Origin of the sequence: Corynebacterium sp. HMSC070H05, assembly GCF_001837615.1 — a bacterium.
GTDB lineage: Bacteria > Actinomycetota > Actinomycetes > Mycobacteriales > Mycobacteriaceae > Corynebacterium > Corynebacterium coyleae.
The window spans coordinates 1-15,009 of the sequence record NZ_KV833285.1 but is presented as its reverse complement, the minus strand read 5'-3'; the positions used below and the strand labels follow the sequence as shown (position 1 = coordinate 15,009).

The 15,009-nt window shown below is 63.6% G+C and carries 17 protein-coding genes; 7 read left to right on the top strand and 10 right to left on the bottom strand.

All coding sequences use genetic code 11. The features are described from left to right. Window positions 1–15: 15 nt before the first annotated feature. Window positions 16–1,929 (top strand): alpha/beta-hydrolase family protein, encoded by a 1,914-nt coding sequence (locus tag HMPREF2617_RS02100; RefSeq protein ID WP_246821675.1) that lies wholly within the window; start codon window positions 16–18, stop codon window positions 1,927–1,929. On the opposite strand, the gene msrA is transcribed toward HMPREF2617_RS02100, so the two are convergent. Beyond that, window positions 1,926–2,567, bottom strand: coding sequence for a peptide-methionine (S)-S-oxide reductase MsrA (gene msrA / locus HMPREF2617_RS02095; protein WP_070839530.1), 642 nt, complete (start codon window positions 2,565–2,567; stop codon window positions 1,926–1,928). The two genes, HMPREF2617_RS02100 and msrA, sit on opposite strands and share 4 nt — an antisense overlap. An 89-nt stretch (window positions 2,568–2,656) precedes the next feature. On the opposite strand from msrA, the gene HMPREF2617_RS02090 reads away from it, so the two are divergent. Together HMPREF2617_RS02090 and HMPREF2617_RS02085 are read left to right on the top strand one after the other, a co-directional pair. Next, a complete protein-coding gene (locus tag HMPREF2617_RS02090) occupies window positions 2,657–3,259 on the top strand; it encodes a superoxide dismutase (RefSeq protein ID WP_070422653.1) in 603 nt (200 codons plus the stop codon). A 238-nt stretch (window positions 3,260–3,497) separates the two neighbouring features. After that, window positions 3,498–4,631: an MFS transporter gene (locus HMPREF2617_RS02085; RefSeq protein WP_083291957.1), complete on the top strand. Its 1,134-nt coding sequence runs from the start codon at window positions 3,498–3,500 to the stop codon at window positions 4,629–4,631. Window positions 4,632–4,637: 6 nt separating this feature from the next. Here HMPREF2617_RS02085 and HMPREF2617_RS02080 read toward each other — a convergent pair whose 3' ends face one another. Beyond that, complete coding sequence (locus tag HMPREF2617_RS02080; RefSeq protein ID WP_246821674.1) at window positions 4,638–6,137, bottom strand: TM0106 family RecB-like putative nuclease; 1,500 nt, start codon at window positions 6,135–6,137, stop codon at window positions 4,638–4,640. 106 nt (window positions 6,138–6,243) lie between these two features. On the opposite strand from HMPREF2617_RS02080, the gene HMPREF2617_RS02075 reads away from it, so the two are divergent. After that, a complete protein-coding gene (locus tag HMPREF2617_RS02075) occupies window positions 6,244–6,879 on the top strand; it encodes a DUF6474 family protein (RefSeq protein ID WP_070839527.1) in 636 nt (211 codons plus the stop codon). On the opposite strand, the gene HMPREF2617_RS02070 is transcribed toward HMPREF2617_RS02075, so the two are convergent. Continuing rightward, window positions 6,880–7,518, bottom strand: coding sequence for a LuxR C-terminal-related transcriptional regulator (locus tag HMPREF2617_RS02070; RefSeq protein ID WP_070483198.1), 639 nt, complete (start codon window positions 7,516–7,518; stop codon window positions 6,880–6,882). Window positions 7,519–7,533: 15 nt separating this feature from the next. Then, a complete protein-coding gene (locus tag HMPREF2617_RS02065) occupies window positions 7,534–8,754 on the bottom strand; it encodes a sensor histidine kinase (protein ID WP_070839524.1) in 1,221 nt (406 codons plus the stop codon). On the opposite strand from HMPREF2617_RS02065, the gene HMPREF2617_RS02060 reads away from it, so the two are divergent. Beyond that, the gene (locus HMPREF2617_RS02060; RefSeq protein WP_070839521.1) at window positions 8,753–9,304 is read left to right on the top strand and encodes a DUF2020 domain-containing protein; all 552 of its coding nucleotides are present in this window, start codon (window positions 8,753–8,755) and stop codon (window positions 9,302–9,304) included. The genes HMPREF2617_RS02065 and HMPREF2617_RS02060 overlap by 2 nt on opposite strands. Beyond that, window positions 9,304–10,251: a TIGR00730 family Rossman fold protein gene (locus tag HMPREF2617_RS11565; protein ID WP_083323159.1), complete on the top strand. Its 948-nt coding sequence runs from the start codon at window positions 9,304–9,306 to the stop codon at window positions 10,249–10,251. The genes HMPREF2617_RS02060 and HMPREF2617_RS11565 overlap by 1 nt, the downstream gene beginning before the upstream one ends. 3 nt (window positions 10,252–10,254) lie before the next feature. On the opposite strand, the gene HMPREF2617_RS11985 is transcribed toward HMPREF2617_RS11565, so the two are convergent. The 6 genes from HMPREF2617_RS11985 to HMPREF2617_RS11980 form a co-directional block, all read right to left on the bottom strand. Further along, on the bottom strand, window positions 10,255–10,407 hold the full coding sequence (locus HMPREF2617_RS11985) for a hypothetical protein (protein ID WP_167617510.1): 153 nt from the start codon (window positions 10,405–10,407) through the stop codon (window positions 10,255–10,257). A 3-nt stretch (window positions 10,408–10,410) separates the two neighbouring features. Continuing rightward, window positions 10,411–11,184: a class E sortase gene (locus HMPREF2617_RS02050; RefSeq protein ID WP_070839518.1), complete on the bottom strand. Its 774-nt coding sequence runs from the start codon at window positions 11,182–11,184 to the stop codon at window positions 10,411–10,413. Between the two features lie 8 nt (window positions 11,185–11,192). Further along, window positions 11,193–11,822, bottom strand: a complete 630-nt coding sequence (locus tag HMPREF2617_RS02045; RefSeq protein WP_070615663.1) for a TetR/AcrR family transcriptional regulator — start codon at window positions 11,820–11,822, stop codon at window positions 11,193–11,195. Between the two features lie 115 nt (window positions 11,823–11,937). Beyond that, window positions 11,938–12,207 carry a GlsB/YeaQ/YmgE family stress response membrane protein gene (locus tag HMPREF2617_RS02040; RefSeq protein ID WP_070422660.1) on the bottom strand — a complete coding sequence of 90 codons (270 nt, stop codon included), beginning with the start codon at window positions 12,205–12,207 and terminating at the stop codon, window positions 11,938–11,940. An 84-nt stretch (window positions 12,208–12,291) separates the two neighbouring features. Continuing rightward, entirely contained in the window at window positions 12,292–13,197 is a 906-nt protein-coding gene (locus HMPREF2617_RS02035; protein WP_070422661.1) for a universal stress protein, read from the bottom strand. Window positions 13,198–13,259: 62 nt separating this feature from the next. Further along, window positions 13,260–13,406: a hypothetical protein gene (locus HMPREF2617_RS11980; RefSeq protein ID WP_167594476.1), complete on the bottom strand. Its 147-nt coding sequence runs from the start codon at window positions 13,404–13,406 to the stop codon at window positions 13,260–13,262. Here HMPREF2617_RS11980 and HMPREF2617_RS02030 point away from each other — a divergent pair. Continuing rightward, entirely contained in the window at window positions 13,342–14,391 is a 1,050-nt protein-coding gene (locus tag HMPREF2617_RS02030; RefSeq protein WP_141761611.1) for a pseudouridine synthase, read from the top strand. The two genes, HMPREF2617_RS11980 and HMPREF2617_RS02030, sit on opposite strands and share 65 nt — an antisense overlap. The last annotated feature ends 618 nt before the right edge of the window (window positions 14,392–15,009 follow it).

Below are 15,009 nucleotides of genomic sequence, written 5' to 3'. Positions count from 1 at the left end.
GGGACAATAGCAAGCGTGCTTATCGACGACACCCGCAACGCCATCCGCAACATCACCGCAAAACTGCCCGACGCGGTATGGCGCGCACGCCAGCGGTTTTCGTTCAGCCGCGACGGTTGGCTGGCGGTACCGATTGGTGCGGTGCAGGTGTTGGGGGACCTCTCCCCCGCGATCCGCCTGCTTGGCCCGCACCGGCTGCCGCCGGCGTTTCGCTCTGGCCTGGTCGGCGCGGAGGTGGCCACGTGGGGTGCGGTATCGCCGTCGTTGCTGCCGCACAACTGGTGGGCAACGGCGGCGAACGTGGCGGTGCTCCAGGGCATCGGCCACGGGGTTGCGACGGGCCTTGCGCGCGCGTTCGGGCCGACGACCCCACCAACCGGGACTGGACGTTTGCCCCGCCCAGCGCGTGTTGCGATGACGGCGACCACGGTTGCGGTGTTCGCCACCTCGATCCGCCGGCGCATTCGGCTGAAGCGCCTGGTACAAAGCGACGACACGTTCCGGGCCTCTGACCTGGCGGGCGGCGTGATGCTGGGCACGCTCGGCTACGGCACGGTGTTGCTGGTCGGCGATGCGATCCAGTCCTTCATCGACGCGCTCAACGTGCTGCTGGGCAAGAAGTTGCCGCCGGTGGCGTCGTGGCCAATCGCCATCGTGGGCGGTGGTGTGCTGCTGGTGTTAGTGAGCGACCGGGTGGTGCTGCGTCGGTTCCTCTCCAATGCGAGCCGGCGTGCCTTTGAGCTGGACCGTGAGTACATGCGTGGCGCGGTGCAGCCGCATCGCCCACAGCGTTCGGGTTCGCCGGAGTCTTCGGTGGATTGGAACCTCATGGGCCGCCAGGGCCGCGCGGTGGTTTCCGGCGGCCCGCGCAAAGAGGACATCGAGCGTGTCCTTGATCGGGAGGCACGGGAGCCGATCCGTGTCTTCGTCGGCCTGGATCTGGAGCGTGAGCAGGACGAGCCGGACTTTGAGCAGATGGCGCGCCTGGCCATTAAGGAGATGCATCGCACCGGCGCGTTTGAGCGCTCCCACATCGCGGTGATGTCGGCAGCCGGCACGGGCTGGATCAACGACTTCCACACGTCAGGGTTCGAGTTTGTCACCGGCGGCGATAGTGCGATCGTCGCTATGCAGTACTCGTATCTGCCCTCGGCGTATTCGTACCTTGCGGACCGCACGAACCCGGTGCGCTCCTCGCGCATGTTGATCGAGTACATCCTGCGCGAACTGGAAAACATCCCAGAATCCTCCCGCCCGAAACTCTTCGTCGGCGGCGAATCGCTCGGCGCCTACGGGGTGTCCGACGCGTTCGAGTCCATCGACGAACTCTTCGAGCTCACCTCTGGCGCCGTGTTCACCGGCACGCCCGGCTTCGCCCGCAACCACAGCGAGCTAACTAAGCAGCGCCAAAAAGGTTCTCCGGAGCGCCTTCCGCTTATCGACGACGGCCTCCACGTCCGCTTCACCGCCCACCCCGACCACCTCAACCACGACTTCCAAGGCGACGCCTACGCGCAGAAGTGGGAGGCCCCGCGCGTCGTGTTCGCCCAGCACGCCTCTGACCCGGTGGTGTGGTGGGACCACAGCCTGGCGTGGCGCCGGCCGGACTGGCTGAAGGAGCCGGGCTCGCGCGGGGTTCCGGCACCGAAGGCGCAGCACTTGGATGCGCTGCACACGATGCGGTGGATGCCGTTGGTCACCTACTGGCAGGTCGCCATCGACCAGTTGTCCTCCAAGGACTACCCGTCACCCCACGGGCACAACTACCACGAGGAAACCGTGGCGTATTGGAACGGCGTCATCCACGGCGAAGACTCAGGGGTGGCGCTTTCCAAGGACGAGATCAAGCGCGTGGCCGCCTGGATCCACAACGACGCCACCAAACTGCGCCGCCCCGTCGGAGGGTTCCCCTCCAAGCACGGCTACTAAATGCCGCAGGCCACGCCGGTGGAGTGGTGCGGGCAGTAGCCGTTGGGCACCTTGTGCAGGTACTGCTGGTGCTCCTCCTCAGCGAGGTAGTACGGCGCGCCGGCGCGCACTTCGGTGGTGATGTCGCCGTAGCCAGCGCTGTTCAGGTCCGCCTCGTACTGGCGGATCCACTCGCGGATCTGCTCGGCCTCTTCCTCTGTGTCGGTGTAGAAGGCGGAGCGGTACTGGGTGCCCACGTCGTTGCCCTGACGGTAACCCTGGGTGGGGTCGTGCGCCTCGAGCGCAATCTTGACGATCTCCTTCAGCGAGATCACCTCCGGGTTGTAGACCACCTCCACCAACTCCACGTGGTTGGTCTGGCCGGAGCAGACTTCGCGGTAGGTGGGGTTCGGGGTAATGCCGCCGCCGTAGCCGACCGAGGTCGATTCAACACCGTCGAGCTGCCAGAACATCTTCTCCGCACCCCAGAAGCAGCCAATCCCGATGAGGATGCGCTTCTGCCCCTCACGCCACGGGCCGGTAATCGGGGTGGTCAGCACGGCGTGCGGGCGGGGGTTGGCAAGGACGGGTTCGGGGCGGCCGGGGAGGGCCGTGGTGTCGTCGACAAGCTTTGGCTCAGGTGCGAAAAGAAATCCCATATCTGCTGTAACGAGTTTGGGCACAACACTGTTCCCAAATTTTCTCTACGATGGTTGCCGTACACGAAATCAAACGAAAGGAAACCATCATGGCTGTTTACGTGCTTCCTGATCTCCCGTACGCATACGACGCACTTGAGCCGCACATCTCCGCAGAGATTATGCAGCTGCACCACGACAAGCACCACGCTAACTACGTCAACGGCGCAAACACTGCACTCGAGGCTCTTGAGGCAGAGCGCAACGGCGACGCAAACGCCGATAAGATTCGCGCACTGACCAAGAACCTTGCGTTCAACCTCGGTGGCCACACGAACCACTCCATCTTCTGGAAGAACATGGCACCGAACGCTGGTGGCAACCCGACCGGCGCAATCGCCGAGGCTATCGACCGCGACTTCGGCTCCTTCGAGGGCTTTAAGAAGCAGTTCGCTGCCGTGGCTAACGGTCTGCAGGGCTCCGGCTGGGCAGTGCTTGGTTACGACCACATCGCTGGCCGTCTGATCATCCAGCAGATGACCGACCAGCAGGGCAACATCTCCGTGGACTTCACCCCGGTCCTGATGCTCGACATGTGGGAGCACGCTTTCTACCTGCAGTACAAGAACGTCAAGGCTGACTACGTCGAGGCTTGGTGGAACGTTGTCAACTGGGACGACGTCAACGAGCGCTACGCAAAGGCTTCTGCATAAACCTGCAGCAACCTAGCTCGCACAAGCGCCCGCCACTTCCTTTCGGAGGTGGCGGGCGCTTGTTGTTTTCCCTGTGATACGTCGAGTCCGCATGAACTCAAGAAGCAGTCTAAGTTAGGGTCGCCTTAACTGCAAGTATTTTCGCAAAGTTTTTGTTGCGTAATTCCCCGGCGGGAAGTTTCGTAACATAGACAGGGTGAGAAAAGGCAGTCCTGAATACCGCAAAGCAACGCTGGCAATGCTGGCGTTCGGCCTCGCCATCTTCAACACCCTCTACGCAACCCAGGCCCTGCTGCCCACGCTCACCACCGAGTTGGACATCACCCCCTCCACCGCCGCACTGACGGTCTCCGCCGCCACCGGCGCCCTTGCGCTGTGCGTAGTGCCAGCGTCGATCCTGTCGGAAAAGTACGGGCGCGGACGCGTCCTGGTCATCTCCGCACTGGCCGCCACCGGCATCGGATTGCTCCTGCCCATCGCCCAAAACGCCGAGCAACTCATCGCCATGCGCGCCCTCCAGGGCGCGATGATCGCCGGCACCCCGGCGGTGGCCATGACGTGGTTGTCCGAAGAACTCGACCAGCGGGACTTACCCGGCGCGATGGGGCTCTACATCGCCGGCAACAGCATCGGCGGGCTCACCGGTCGCCTCATCCCGGCAGGGCTTTTGGAGGTCACCTCCTGGCGGTGGGCGCTGTTAGGCAGCGGCCTCGTTGCCTTCCTGCTGGCAGTGATTGCCGTGTGGCTGCTTCCGGAGCAGCGCAATTTCGTACCAAAACTCTCCATCCGGCCGAGCGCGGAAATTCGCGCGATGGCCCGCCACCTGCGCAACCCCCGGCTGCTGGTGCTCTACGCCACCGCGTTCGTGGCCATGGGCGTGTTCGTGTCCATGTACAACTTCTTCGGCTTCCGCGCGGTGCTCGACTTCGGCCTACCCGCCGCACTGTCCGGCCTGGTGTACGTGGTGTACCTGTCCGGCACCTGGTCGAGCGCGCGTGCCGGAGTGCTGCTGAAGCGCCACGGGCACGGGGTGGTGGTGCTGGCATCGTCGATACTCATGCTCCTCGGTGCGCTTGCCGCAGCCAGCGGATCGCTGTGGGTCACGCTGCTTGGCCTGTTGGTGTTCACCGCCAGCTTCTTCGCGCTGCACTCCACGGCGTCCGGTTGGGTTGGGCTCATCGCTGAGCGCGACCGTGCGGAGGCCTCCAGCATGTACGTGTTCTGCTACTACATGGGCTCGTCGATCCTGGGCGCCGCCACCGGGCGCGCGTACGAGGCGTTGCCGTGGGCAGGCTTCGTCGGGGTGCTCGCTGGGCTACTTGCTGCCCTCGTGGCCACGGGTGCGGCGCTGTGGAAGGCGGAGCCCCGCTAAACCCCGCTAAACCTCGCCCAATCGTGGCACGCCCGGCGCGCCGGCGTCGAGGAAGTCGCGCACGGCACGGGTGGCCAGGCAGTCGTCTTCGTTGTAGCGGATGAGCATGTCGCGCGCGTCGATATCGCCAAGCCTGCCCGCGCGGCGCAGTGCCACGGAGCGTTCCCCATCCACGTCGTCGTCTTCCCACGCGAAGCCGACCACAGGCCCGAGTACTTTCAGGCCGAGCCCATCCGTGCCGACGAGCGAACGTCGCACCAGGGCGAACACGTCGACCCAATCCTCAGACGCGATGAACTCCGCAACCTCCGCCTCGTCCACCGAGGCAAACCTGCGTGCCGACGACCGCAGCCAGTGGTTCTCCCCACCCGCCGCATAACAGTAAGCGCGGAAGGTCTGGCCGGCCTCGCGCGCGTCGCGACGCCGCTGCATCAGCCACGACCAGAACGCGTTGAAGTTCGCCTCCTCGGCCGCACCACCAACGTCTTCCCAGGTGACAAACGCGCGGTACTCCTCGCCGTCGTACGCGCCCCACAAGTAGGCGCCCTGGTCGAGGTAGGCCTCCATGTCGATGTCGATCTCCACGTCGGCGCGCGGCACCGGCGCTAACTTCTCACGCCGCAGCACCGGGATACCGGCGCGCCAGGCGCGGGCGATGGCTGCGGGTTCGGCGGGGCCGTCGTCGATAAGCGACTGCACCGTGGTGATCCCTTCCTCGCGCCACACGTCCCCGCGGCCGCCCGGCAGGAGCAGCGAAATGTCATCGAGTTCCTCCAGGCGCGGCTTGCACAGCGGCCAGAATCGGCAGGATGCGCACTGCTTCATCCGCTTCGGCTCGTCCGGGATCTCCACGGCGAGCGCCTCACGCAACTGCGGGACGTAGCGGGCGGGGTCGACGACGTACACGCGCGCCCGATCCTGCCCAACCGCTCCGCCCCGACCATCCGCAAGCGTGCCCAGCAGGACATGCGCCATGGCCAGCCGGTACCCGTCGACCGTGTGGTGGCGGCCCTTCGCCTTCACCGTCATCGCCCGGCCCAGCCCAAGCCGGCCGGTGGGCACCATCAACATCTCGTTCGTCGGATGCTCCCGCGCTACCCGGTGGTTCGAGATGATCACCGGCGCGTACCCGCGGTCGGTGCGCACGAGGATGTCAACCTCCGCGAGTGCAGGCGCCCCATCGATCTCGCCTTCGAGCGCCGCGTTAGTGATCAGGTGTGCGCGCCGCTTCAGCGCCAACCGCGTATCGACGACCCGCGCATCCACCCCCGCACCCGGATCGATATCAATGCGCGTAAACGCCTTTCCACGGCCATCCCCAACCGCCCGCTTCACCGGCAACGCATCGAACACAGCAGCACGACCCCCATCAATCTGCGGTTGGCGCAGCAGCGCATCCGGCAGCTCAGGCGTATCCGGGTGCGCGCGTCGCTGACGCAGCCGGTAGCGGCACCCGACAAGATCGGACGCGCGCACCGGCTGCGCTGGTTGGGCAGTTCCGCCCACGGTGGGAGGTTTCACAATGCCTGCCACGATACCCGGGCGGTGTTGTCGGACCGGCAGGTACAGTTGTTTGGAGTTAACGCAAACGAAAACGCAAGGAGTACCGACCATGGGTGTCCTGGGCATCATCCGCAAAGCACGCCGCAACGTCAAGGCCGAAATTAAGGCCGCTGAGGTGCACGCACGCCAACTGGCCAAGGATCAGGCGAAGGCCGACAAGCGCACCGCCGAACTGCTGGACAAGGCAGAAAAGCGTCTGCTGAAGGAAGAGAAGAAGGGCCTCAAGCGCAAGCGTAAGCACGAAAAGGACCTGGCCAAGGCGCACCTGAAGCGCATCGAAGAAGCCGGCATTACCAAGAAGAAGGCCAAGCAGTGGACCGGCGCCGCCCGCGTCATTGTCCCCATCGCGCTGCCGCTGATCTACAAGGCGCTGACCTCCCTGCAGCAGAACCAGGTCAACGCCAACGCAGCAGGCCTCGGCCTATCCGCAGGTGATCTGGCGCGCCACTCCGGCCGCGGCGCCGAGCTCAAGGCCCGCATCGAGGCGATCCGCGCAAGCGTTGCCGGCTCCAACGACCTCAGCGAAAGCTTCAAGCGTGACGCGAGCGTGCGCCTCGACGAACTCGAGCAGGCCGTCCGCAACGCCGAACACGCCAACCCGGAGCAGCGCCGTCTGGCTCACAACTCCATCGACGAGGACCTCAACGTCCTCGCCGGCGATGTCCAGGAGCGCCTCTCCCGCTAGTTAGAGCACTCCCTGCTCGCGCGCCGACGCCACGGCCGAGGTGCGCGAGCGCACACCCAACTTGTCGTAAATGTGGACAAGGTGGGACTTCACGGTGGCCTCAGACAACATCAGTTCGTGGCCGATCTCCCGGTTCGACGAGCCAGCAGCCACCAGTTGCAGCACCTCCAACTCGCGCGGTGTGAGCGATGAACGCGGCGCACGCTCGCGGGTTTCCAGACGGTCGCGCACCACCGGCGACATGGTGGCATCACCGCGCGCGGTCGAGCGCACCGCCGCGACCAACTCCTCTGGCGGGGCATCCTTGAGCAGGTAGCCCACCGCGCCGGCCTCGATCGCGCCGAGGATGTCCGCATCCGTGTCGTAGTTGGTCACCACCAGCACCTTCGGCGGGTTGGTCATTCGGGAACGGATCTCCGCCGTCGCCTGCGCACCCGTGGTCACGCGCTGGCCTTCCGCACCGGCGCCGAAGCGCAGGTCCATCAACACCACGTCGATGCCGCCGGCTTGCGCTGCGGCGATCGCGCCTTCCGCGGTGGCAACTTCTGCCACGACCTCGATGTCGTCCGCTTCTTCGAGCACGGCACGCAGGCCAAGGCGAACGATCTCGTGGTCGTCTGCCAGCAGGACTCTAATCACCGGGGACCTCCTCGTTTACGTCTTTTGGTTGATATTAACCGGCACGGCGACAGAAAGGGCCGTAGGCCCGCCCGGCGCGGACTCAATGTCCAACTTCCCACCCAGTTCTGCCGCACGCGAACGCATCGCGTCCAGCCCCAAATGCCCCAACCCACTGGGTTTGAGTTCCTGACCGTCCACGTCGAAGCCGCGTCCGTTGTCCACCACGTCCAGGCGCACCTCGTCCGGCGCGTAGGTCAGCGTGATGCGGGTACGGGTGGCCTCGGCGTGGTTGACCACGTTGGACACCGCCCCCTGCGCGATACGCAGCAGGCCGGCCTCCACGCGCATGGGCAGCTGGATAGCCTCGCCGTCTGTCTCCACCTCAATGTCCAACTCGCCTGCCGCGGCAAAGTCACCCGCGACCCGCTCGAGCGCTTCACGTAACGACGACTCCGTCAACGGCGCCGGCGCCAACGCCGCAATCATCGCCCGCGTTTCTGCCAGGTTGTTCGACGCCGCCCGCCGCGCAGTTTCCATCTTGCGCAACGGCTGCGTCGCGTCCACACCCAACGCTTGGATGTCGCGCTCGGCGGAGTGCAGCAGCATCTGAATGGAGGACAGGTTCTGCGCCACCGTGTCGTGAATCTCGTGAGCCAATCGTTCGCGTTCCTGCGCTACACCGGCGGCGCGCTCAGTTTCGGCGAGACGGTCGCGGGTGGCCAGGAGTTCGTCGATAAGCTGCTGGCGCTCTTGGCTGACCTTATTGATCGTGAAAAACGCCCAATCAATCGCCATCACCACCACCGCCGACAGCGCCGGTCCCATCACCCCGCCGAGCGTGAGCCCCGCCGGGATCTGCACCGCGATACTGATCGCCAGCCCCACCACCACCCAGGCGTAGCCGAGCCAGCCGCGCATCGCCCGCAGGTACACGAAGAACAGCACAAATACCCAGTACACTGCCACCGGCGACACCGTCGTATCCGCCACCCACAGCGCAGTCGCGCTAAACGCCCACACGATGCGACCCCATTTGCCCCATCGGTACATCTCCACCATGCCGTAGAACAGCAGAAACGCGAACCCGGCGGTGAGCAAAATGTGCAGCAGCGCCTCGTTCAGCGGCATCCGCGCCAGCGCGCCCAGCGACACCACCATCAGGCACACGGCCAAAATGGTGATGCCGGAATCAAGCGCGCTGTTTTCGGTACGTTTTCCGGGGTGCTGCTCCAGCAGCACTAATCTGGAGCTCATGCGTTCGAGATTACCCATCGTGCTGCTCGTGCTCGCCCTCGCCGGTTGTGGGGAGCAATCGCTTAACGACGACACCCCCACCCCCGAACCCGCACCCGCCCCCGATTCCGGCCTGCCCGTCGAAGCACTGCCGGAAACCGCACGCGACGGATGGCAGGAATGCCCCTACCTGGACACCGAGTGGGTGGCGCGCACCAACGGCCAACGTGTCACCGGGGTGGGCACCGACACCCGCTTCGACACCCCAGCCTGCCAGTTCTGGTCCTACCCGGAAGAACCCCAACTGACCGTGATCGTGCGCCACATGGACTCCCCCGAACAGGCCATGGCTGTGGTGGACTGGGCTACCCCGATCGATTTCACCCAACCCGCTGACCAACCCGAAGGCTGGGACGGCGGCCGCCACGGCGGCGGGGACGTCCCCAACCGCATCGGCGCCGCATACTCCGTGGCCAAAGGCAACGTGGCCGTGACGGTGTTTACTAACCAGGATGAGTCGGTCAAAGCCGAAGCAGTCGCCGTCGAGGCGATCACTAACCTAGGGCTGTAATGAACACCATCAACGTCGCCGCCATCGTATTCACCGACAACGCCGGGCGCGTCCTGTGCGTACGCAAACACTCCAGCCCGCGCTTCCAACTCCCCGGAGGCAAGCCGGAAGGCGGCGAGACCCGCCTGCAAACCGCAATGCGCGAAACCCGCGAAGAAATCGGCATCGACGTCGACCCCGAACACTTGAGCTACCTGGGCACGTTTACCGCCGAGGCCTCCAACGAGCCCGGCCACAGCGTGACCTCCACTGTGTTCTTCCACCCCGGCCTGCCCGCCGACCCGGCCCCCGCCGCCGAGATCGCCGAAGCCACCTGGATCGACCCCACGAACCACGCCGACTTTGAAATCGCGCCCCTGCTGCGCACCCAAATCTTTCCCGCGCTTCACCCCGCGAACATCAACGCCATCGCCGTGTTCGCCGGCGCCCGCGAGGGCACCGACCCGAACAACGCCACGCTCGCCCGCAGTTTCGGCGAGGCACTGGCCCGCCACGACACCACTCTGGTCTACGGCGGATCCAAGCTCGGGTTGATGGGTGAGGTGGCGAGGGGGTCGTCGAAAAGCATTGGCGTCCTCACACACCACCTGGCGCAATACGAGATCCAGTACGACGGGCTCGAGCGCCTCGAAATGGTGGACACCCTCGCCGAGCGCAAAGCACGCATGAGCGAACTTTCCGACGCCATCGTGGCCCTGCCCGGCGGCGCCGGCACCCTCGACGAACTTTTCGACGAATGGACCAACCAACAACTCGGCCTCCACCGCAAACCCATCGGGCTGCTCGGCCGCGACTTCTGGGCCCCCTTCATCGCCATGGTGGACCACATGGTCGCCCACGGCTTTGTGCGCGCCACCGACCGGGCACACCTCATCGTCGCCGACGACCCCGACGAACTCATCGCAGCACTGCGCGCCTGGCACCCACCGGTACCGCGTTGGCTCTAAGGGCTACACCGCGACGTCGTTATACGGCATCTGCGCCGACACCCATGGGTAAATAACCTCCATGAGCAGGAGGAACAGCAACACCAAAATGACGGCGGTGAGCAGCCACTTCACCACCGGCGGGCCGGGCAGTTTACGCCACAACGCTGCATACATGGGCTAATCCACCTCCGTCATCGCCGGCGGGAGCGCGCCCGCCTGGTCCTTCGGCGTCACTTCCGTGCGCACCGCGTGAATGATCATGCGCTCGGCGTTAGAGAACTGTGGGTGACACGTGGTCAATGTAATCAAGCCCTCCATGCCGGGCTCCACCTTCGTGGACTTCGACCCAGGCATCGGGTTGACCACCTCAATGTTGCCCGGCAGCGTGATCTCCCGGCCAAGCACGTGCTGGTAATCGCCCGACGCGATGCGCTCATTCATCTGCTCCGGCAAGCATCCGGCGCCCTCCGCGTGACGAGCCGCCGGATCCGGCGACAACGGCATCACCCGGTACGTCACCCATTCGCGCTGCGTCTCCACCACGATCGCGTCACAGGCCTTCAGTGCGCCAAGGTCGTTAAACGGCGCACCCTTGCCCACACGGTGACCGGCAACCGCGAAGTTGCCATCTTGGCCCGGGAACTGCGTATCCGGGTAGTGGCCCGGACCCGTGAGCAACTGCGCCTCCTGCACGCCCTCGACGATGGCGAACTGGTAGTCCTGCCCAAACGCCGGGATATACATCTTCGCAAGCGCGTCCCCCAACTCGGCGTGCTTCGCCTGACGAGGGTTCACCCACTGCTCCTCAAGCTTCGACTGCACCTCGTCCTGCATCTTCGCCGACGCCAAGTTCGTCCAATAGGACTCATAAAACGCGAACAGCAAAAGCAGCACGCCAACCGTCAGCAGGACCTCGCCAATCACCTGCGAGAGACTAATCCGATTCTTCACAGCCCTACCTAAATGGAGTAATCCGGCGGCGGCGCACCCAGCTTCGACTTAGCCAAGGTCTTCGCAGTGTGCAAGGGGGCACTGTCACGCAAAATGCGCGCACCAGCAAGCCCACCCTCCAAAAAGATCAGCAGCTCATCCGTCAACGAGGACGAATCGTAGCCATTCTTCTCATTGAGCAACTCCGTGATCGTGGAATGCATCCACAGGCGATGATTCCTGCAGGTCTCCACAATCCGCTCCTCGGATTCCGTCTCCGGGCGCGGGTACTCGGCCGCAGCGTTGAGGAACGGCGAGCCACGGAACTCCTTCTGGGGCTCCTCCTCGATCGCCATATCGAACAAGGCGAGGATCTTCGAATCCGCATCCGGCGCCTTCGCCGCACGCTCACCCCAACGTGAACGGTACTGCTCGTCGAGCTCCTCCAGGTACGCAACAACCAGGTTGTCCTTCGACCCCAGCAGCGAGTACAACGACGCCTTCGCCACATCCGCCTCACGCAAAATGCGGTCAATGCCGATGACGCGGATGCCTTCTTCTGTAAACAGCTTCGTCGCGGCATCCAGCAGACGCTGCCGAGGACTCGGACGATCGCGACGGCGCGCAGGCGCCTTCTTCTTACTCGTGGCGGCGGCCAATAGGAACTCCTTTCGCGCGCCTAAAACAGGACCATCTCAATATAGACAAAACGGTTCGTCTATTCCAGCGAAAAGCCCCCGGAGCAGCTCACTCCGGGGGCTCAAAGCAGATTGCTTATCGACGACTACCTGTCACCTTATTCACAATCCACAGCAGAATCACCGCACCGATCAGGCAGGTCAGGAAACTAAAGAAGCGTCCACCGCCTTCCACATCAAAGCCGAGCAGGCCAAGCAGCCAGCCGCCGATGAAACCACCGATAACACCGACCAGAATGTTCAGGCCGATGCCCATCTGTGCGTCACGGTTCTGCATCTTGGATGCGATCCAGCCAGCAAGGCCGCCGATAATAATCCAGCCGATAAAACCAAGTGTTGGAGTCATGTTGAAATCCGTCCTTATAAATAGAATTTGTCAGTTACCCCTACCATTGTCCCTCGTTTTTCGGACTTTTGGGTAACGAATCTATTACTCCTCCGGACGGACCACCATCATCGGGCACGGCGCCGACTGCAGCAGCGCACGCGAAGTGGACCCAAGCAGCATGCCCTTGAAGCCGCCGCGCCCGTGCGAACCGGTCACCAGCAACTGGGCGTTCTCTGCCGCGTTGGTCAGTGCGCGCACCGGACGGTCACGTGCAATAACCTTCTTCACCTGGACATCCGGGTACTTCTCGATCAGTTCGGCCAACAACTCGTCGAGAAGCTGCTGCTTATCCTGCTTCACAGCTTCCCAGTGATCCTCAGCCACCGCGTATCCAGCACCAGGGCCCTGGATGTGCGTATCCACCCAAGTGTGCACCGCAACCAGCTCCGCACCACGCGCCGCCGCCTCCTCGAAGGCAACTTCTGTTGCGCGCTGCGAAACCTCAGAGCCATCCACACCGACCACGACCGGGCCGTACTTGTTCTCTTCGGTCACCGCGCTATCCTCGCGCACCACCACAACCGGGCAGTTCGCGTGCGACACCACAGCACCAGAAACGGAGCCCAGCACCATGCCAGACAGGCCGCCCAGACCACGGGAGCCCATCACGATCATCGTGGACTCATTCGACATACGCAGCAGCATGTCAATCGGAGAACCCTCAGCCACCGCGTGGCCAATGTGCAGGTCCGGCGCCACTTCAAGTGCGATATCGCGGGCACGATCCACGGACTGCATCGTCTCGCGCTGGAGTTCGTCGAAAATCTCCGCCGGCGGAACCATGCCCTCCGCGTACAGGAACTGCGGCATGGTGTAGCTCGCAGCCAAACGCAGCGGAATACCACGCTTCATCGCCGTATTCGCCGCCCAACGCACCGCATTATCTGAAGCGGGGCTGCCATCGACAGCAACAACGACGATGTCTTCGCGGGTCTCTTCCTGGGTCATTATCTCAGCCTTTCTGAGCTAGACAGCTGGTTATACCCACATTCTAGTCGCGCAAGCGCAAGTTAGCGGGGAATCTCCACCGGGGTTGCTGCCGGCGCATTCGCCGGATACAGCAAGTTGTAAATCAGGGTCAACGCGTCCGCGATCGCCTTACCAATGCCCTGCGAAAAGAAGCCCATCAATGGCTCAACCAATGCTCCAAGATCCATGCGGGCTAATCTACTACACACTATGGCGAGAAAGAAGGGTCCACCAGCAATGCCGCTGCCACCCCGCGGCGGCCTCGGCGCATCCCGCGCCCGCGTCCCCGAAGGCGACGGCATCCGCGCCATCGACTTCATCTGGCACCTCGTCTCCACTCAGCGCCACCGCCACCCCGAAGACAACTTTTCCGCAGTACAACAGCGTTTCGACGAATCCCTCGTCGTTCACCGCGACACCACCCCAATCTCTCCCGAGGACTGGCTGGCCCCGGGCACCGACGTCTTCTTCTACCGACGTCCCGCCCCCGAAACCGCCGTCCCCTACGACATCGTTCCAGTCTTCGAAGACGACAACATCCTCGTCGTGGACAAGCCACCATTCCTGGCGACGATGCCGCGTGCCTCCCACATCACCGAAACCGCCACCGTGCGTCTCCGTCGCGCCACCGGGAACGAAGAACTCACCCCCGCTCACAGGTTGGACCGCGGCACTTCTGGTTTGCTGCTGTTGACCAAACGCCGCGAAGTCCGTGGCGCCTACCAGGAACTTTTTGCCCGCCGGGAGGTGGACAAGATGTACGAGGCGATCGCACCGTATGTTGCACTGTCCGTACCTGCAGACTGGTCCCACCACCTGGTCAAGGTTGCTGGCGAAGCCGCTGGTTCTGTACTCGTGGGTGAGGAGCCGAACTCCCACACCGAGGTAGCTTCCGTTACTCGGCTGCCTGCCGAGCAGGAGCAGGGGTTGCAGTCACTCTATGGCGTCACCGTTCCTCTGGCACGCTACGTCCTCCACCCAACGACCGGCCGCACCCACCAACTGCGCCTCCAGATGATGACCGAAGCCGCCCCCATCCTTGGCGACACCATCTACCCAGTCCTACTCCCCGCCGACGCCGAAGACTTCTCCCGCCCCATGCGTTTACGTTGCATCGGCTTAGGGTTCGTAGATCCATTGACCGGCGAAGATCGCTCCTTCGCACTGAACTAGAGGCGGGAAGGCCTGACAGCTCCTTCGTTGGCCAGTCCGGCTGTCACAATCTGTCGGGACCATTTCTGACTTACCGGAACCCCGAATGCAAAACTGCACATCACACCTTTCGCTGACCTGGGCGGAGTGTAAAACCCTGCAGCCGATGAGGCATCATTTTGCATCGATAGCTGTTCGCGCCAGACATGAAGTATCTACGGGCGGGTGGAAACCGCTTGGCTCCGCATTGCGGACTAGTGGGGGTGTACCCATTAACTATGCAGCGGCATAGTCATGCCCGATCCCCTCCTTACTCTGCATTGCGGACAAGTGGGTGGACACCAACTATGCAGTGGCATAGTGAGCCTCATTCCGAATCTCACTTCGCGTTGCGGACAACCTGGTGGACACCAACGATTCTGTTGCCTCAGCCAGGTCACGGGCGGTTGGGAACCCAGCCGTTGACTATGCAGTGGGATAGTGACGCCGGTTTTGTCGTTGATTCCGCATTGCAGACATTCCGACTCCGCATTGCGGACAAGTTGGTGGTCACCAACGAAATGTAGAGGGATGGGAATGTGAAAAAACACCCGTAGATGAAACTGGGTGGTTTCGTCTACGGGTGTTTGTGTGTGAAGT

Bases quoted from the DNA above. Each gene is read 5' to 3' on its own strand.
- HMPREF2617_RS02060 (WP_070839521.1), top strand. From the start codon at position 8,753: ATGCGTTCGAGATTACCCATCGTGCTGCTCGTGCTCGCCCTCGCCGGT.
- HMPREF2617_RS02085 (WP_083291957.1), top strand. From the start codon at position 3,498: ATGCTGGCGTTCGGCCTCGCCATCTTCAACACCCTCTACGCAACCCAG.
- HMPREF2617_RS02065 (WP_070839524.1), bottom strand. From the start codon at position 8,754: ATGAGCTCCAGATTAGTGCTGCTGGAGCAGCACCCCGGAAAACGTACC.
- HMPREF2617_RS02090 (WP_070422653.1), top strand. From the start codon at position 2,657: ATGGCTGTTTACGTGCTTCCTGATCTCCCGTACGCATACGACGCACTT.
- HMPREF2617_RS02075 (WP_070839527.1), top strand. From the start codon at position 6,244: ATGGGTGTCCTGGGCATCATCCGCAAAGCACGCCGCAACGTCAAGGCC.
- HMPREF2617_RS11985 (WP_167617510.1), bottom strand. From the start codon at position 10,407: ATGTATGCAGCGTTGTGGCGTAAACTGCCCGGCCCGCCGGTGGTGAAG.
- msrA (WP_070839530.1), bottom strand. From the start codon at position 2,567: ATGGGATTTCTTTTCGCACCTGAGCCAAAGCTTGTCGACGACACCACG.
- HMPREF2617_RS02035 (WP_070422661.1), bottom strand. From the start codon at position 13,197: ATGACCCAGGAAGAGACCCGCGAAGACATCGTCGTTGTTGCTGTCGAT.
- HMPREF2617_RS02040 (WP_070422660.1), bottom strand. From the start codon at position 12,207: ATGACTCCAACACTTGGTTTTATCGGCTGGATTATTATCGGCGGCCTT.
- HMPREF2617_RS11980 (WP_167594476.1), bottom strand. From the start codon at position 13,406: ATGGATCTTGGAGCATTGGTTGAGCCATTGATGGGCTTCTTTTCGCAG.
- HMPREF2617_RS11565 (WP_083323159.1), top strand. From the start codon at position 9,304: ATGAACACCATCAACGTCGCCGCCATCGTATTCACCGACAACGCCGGG.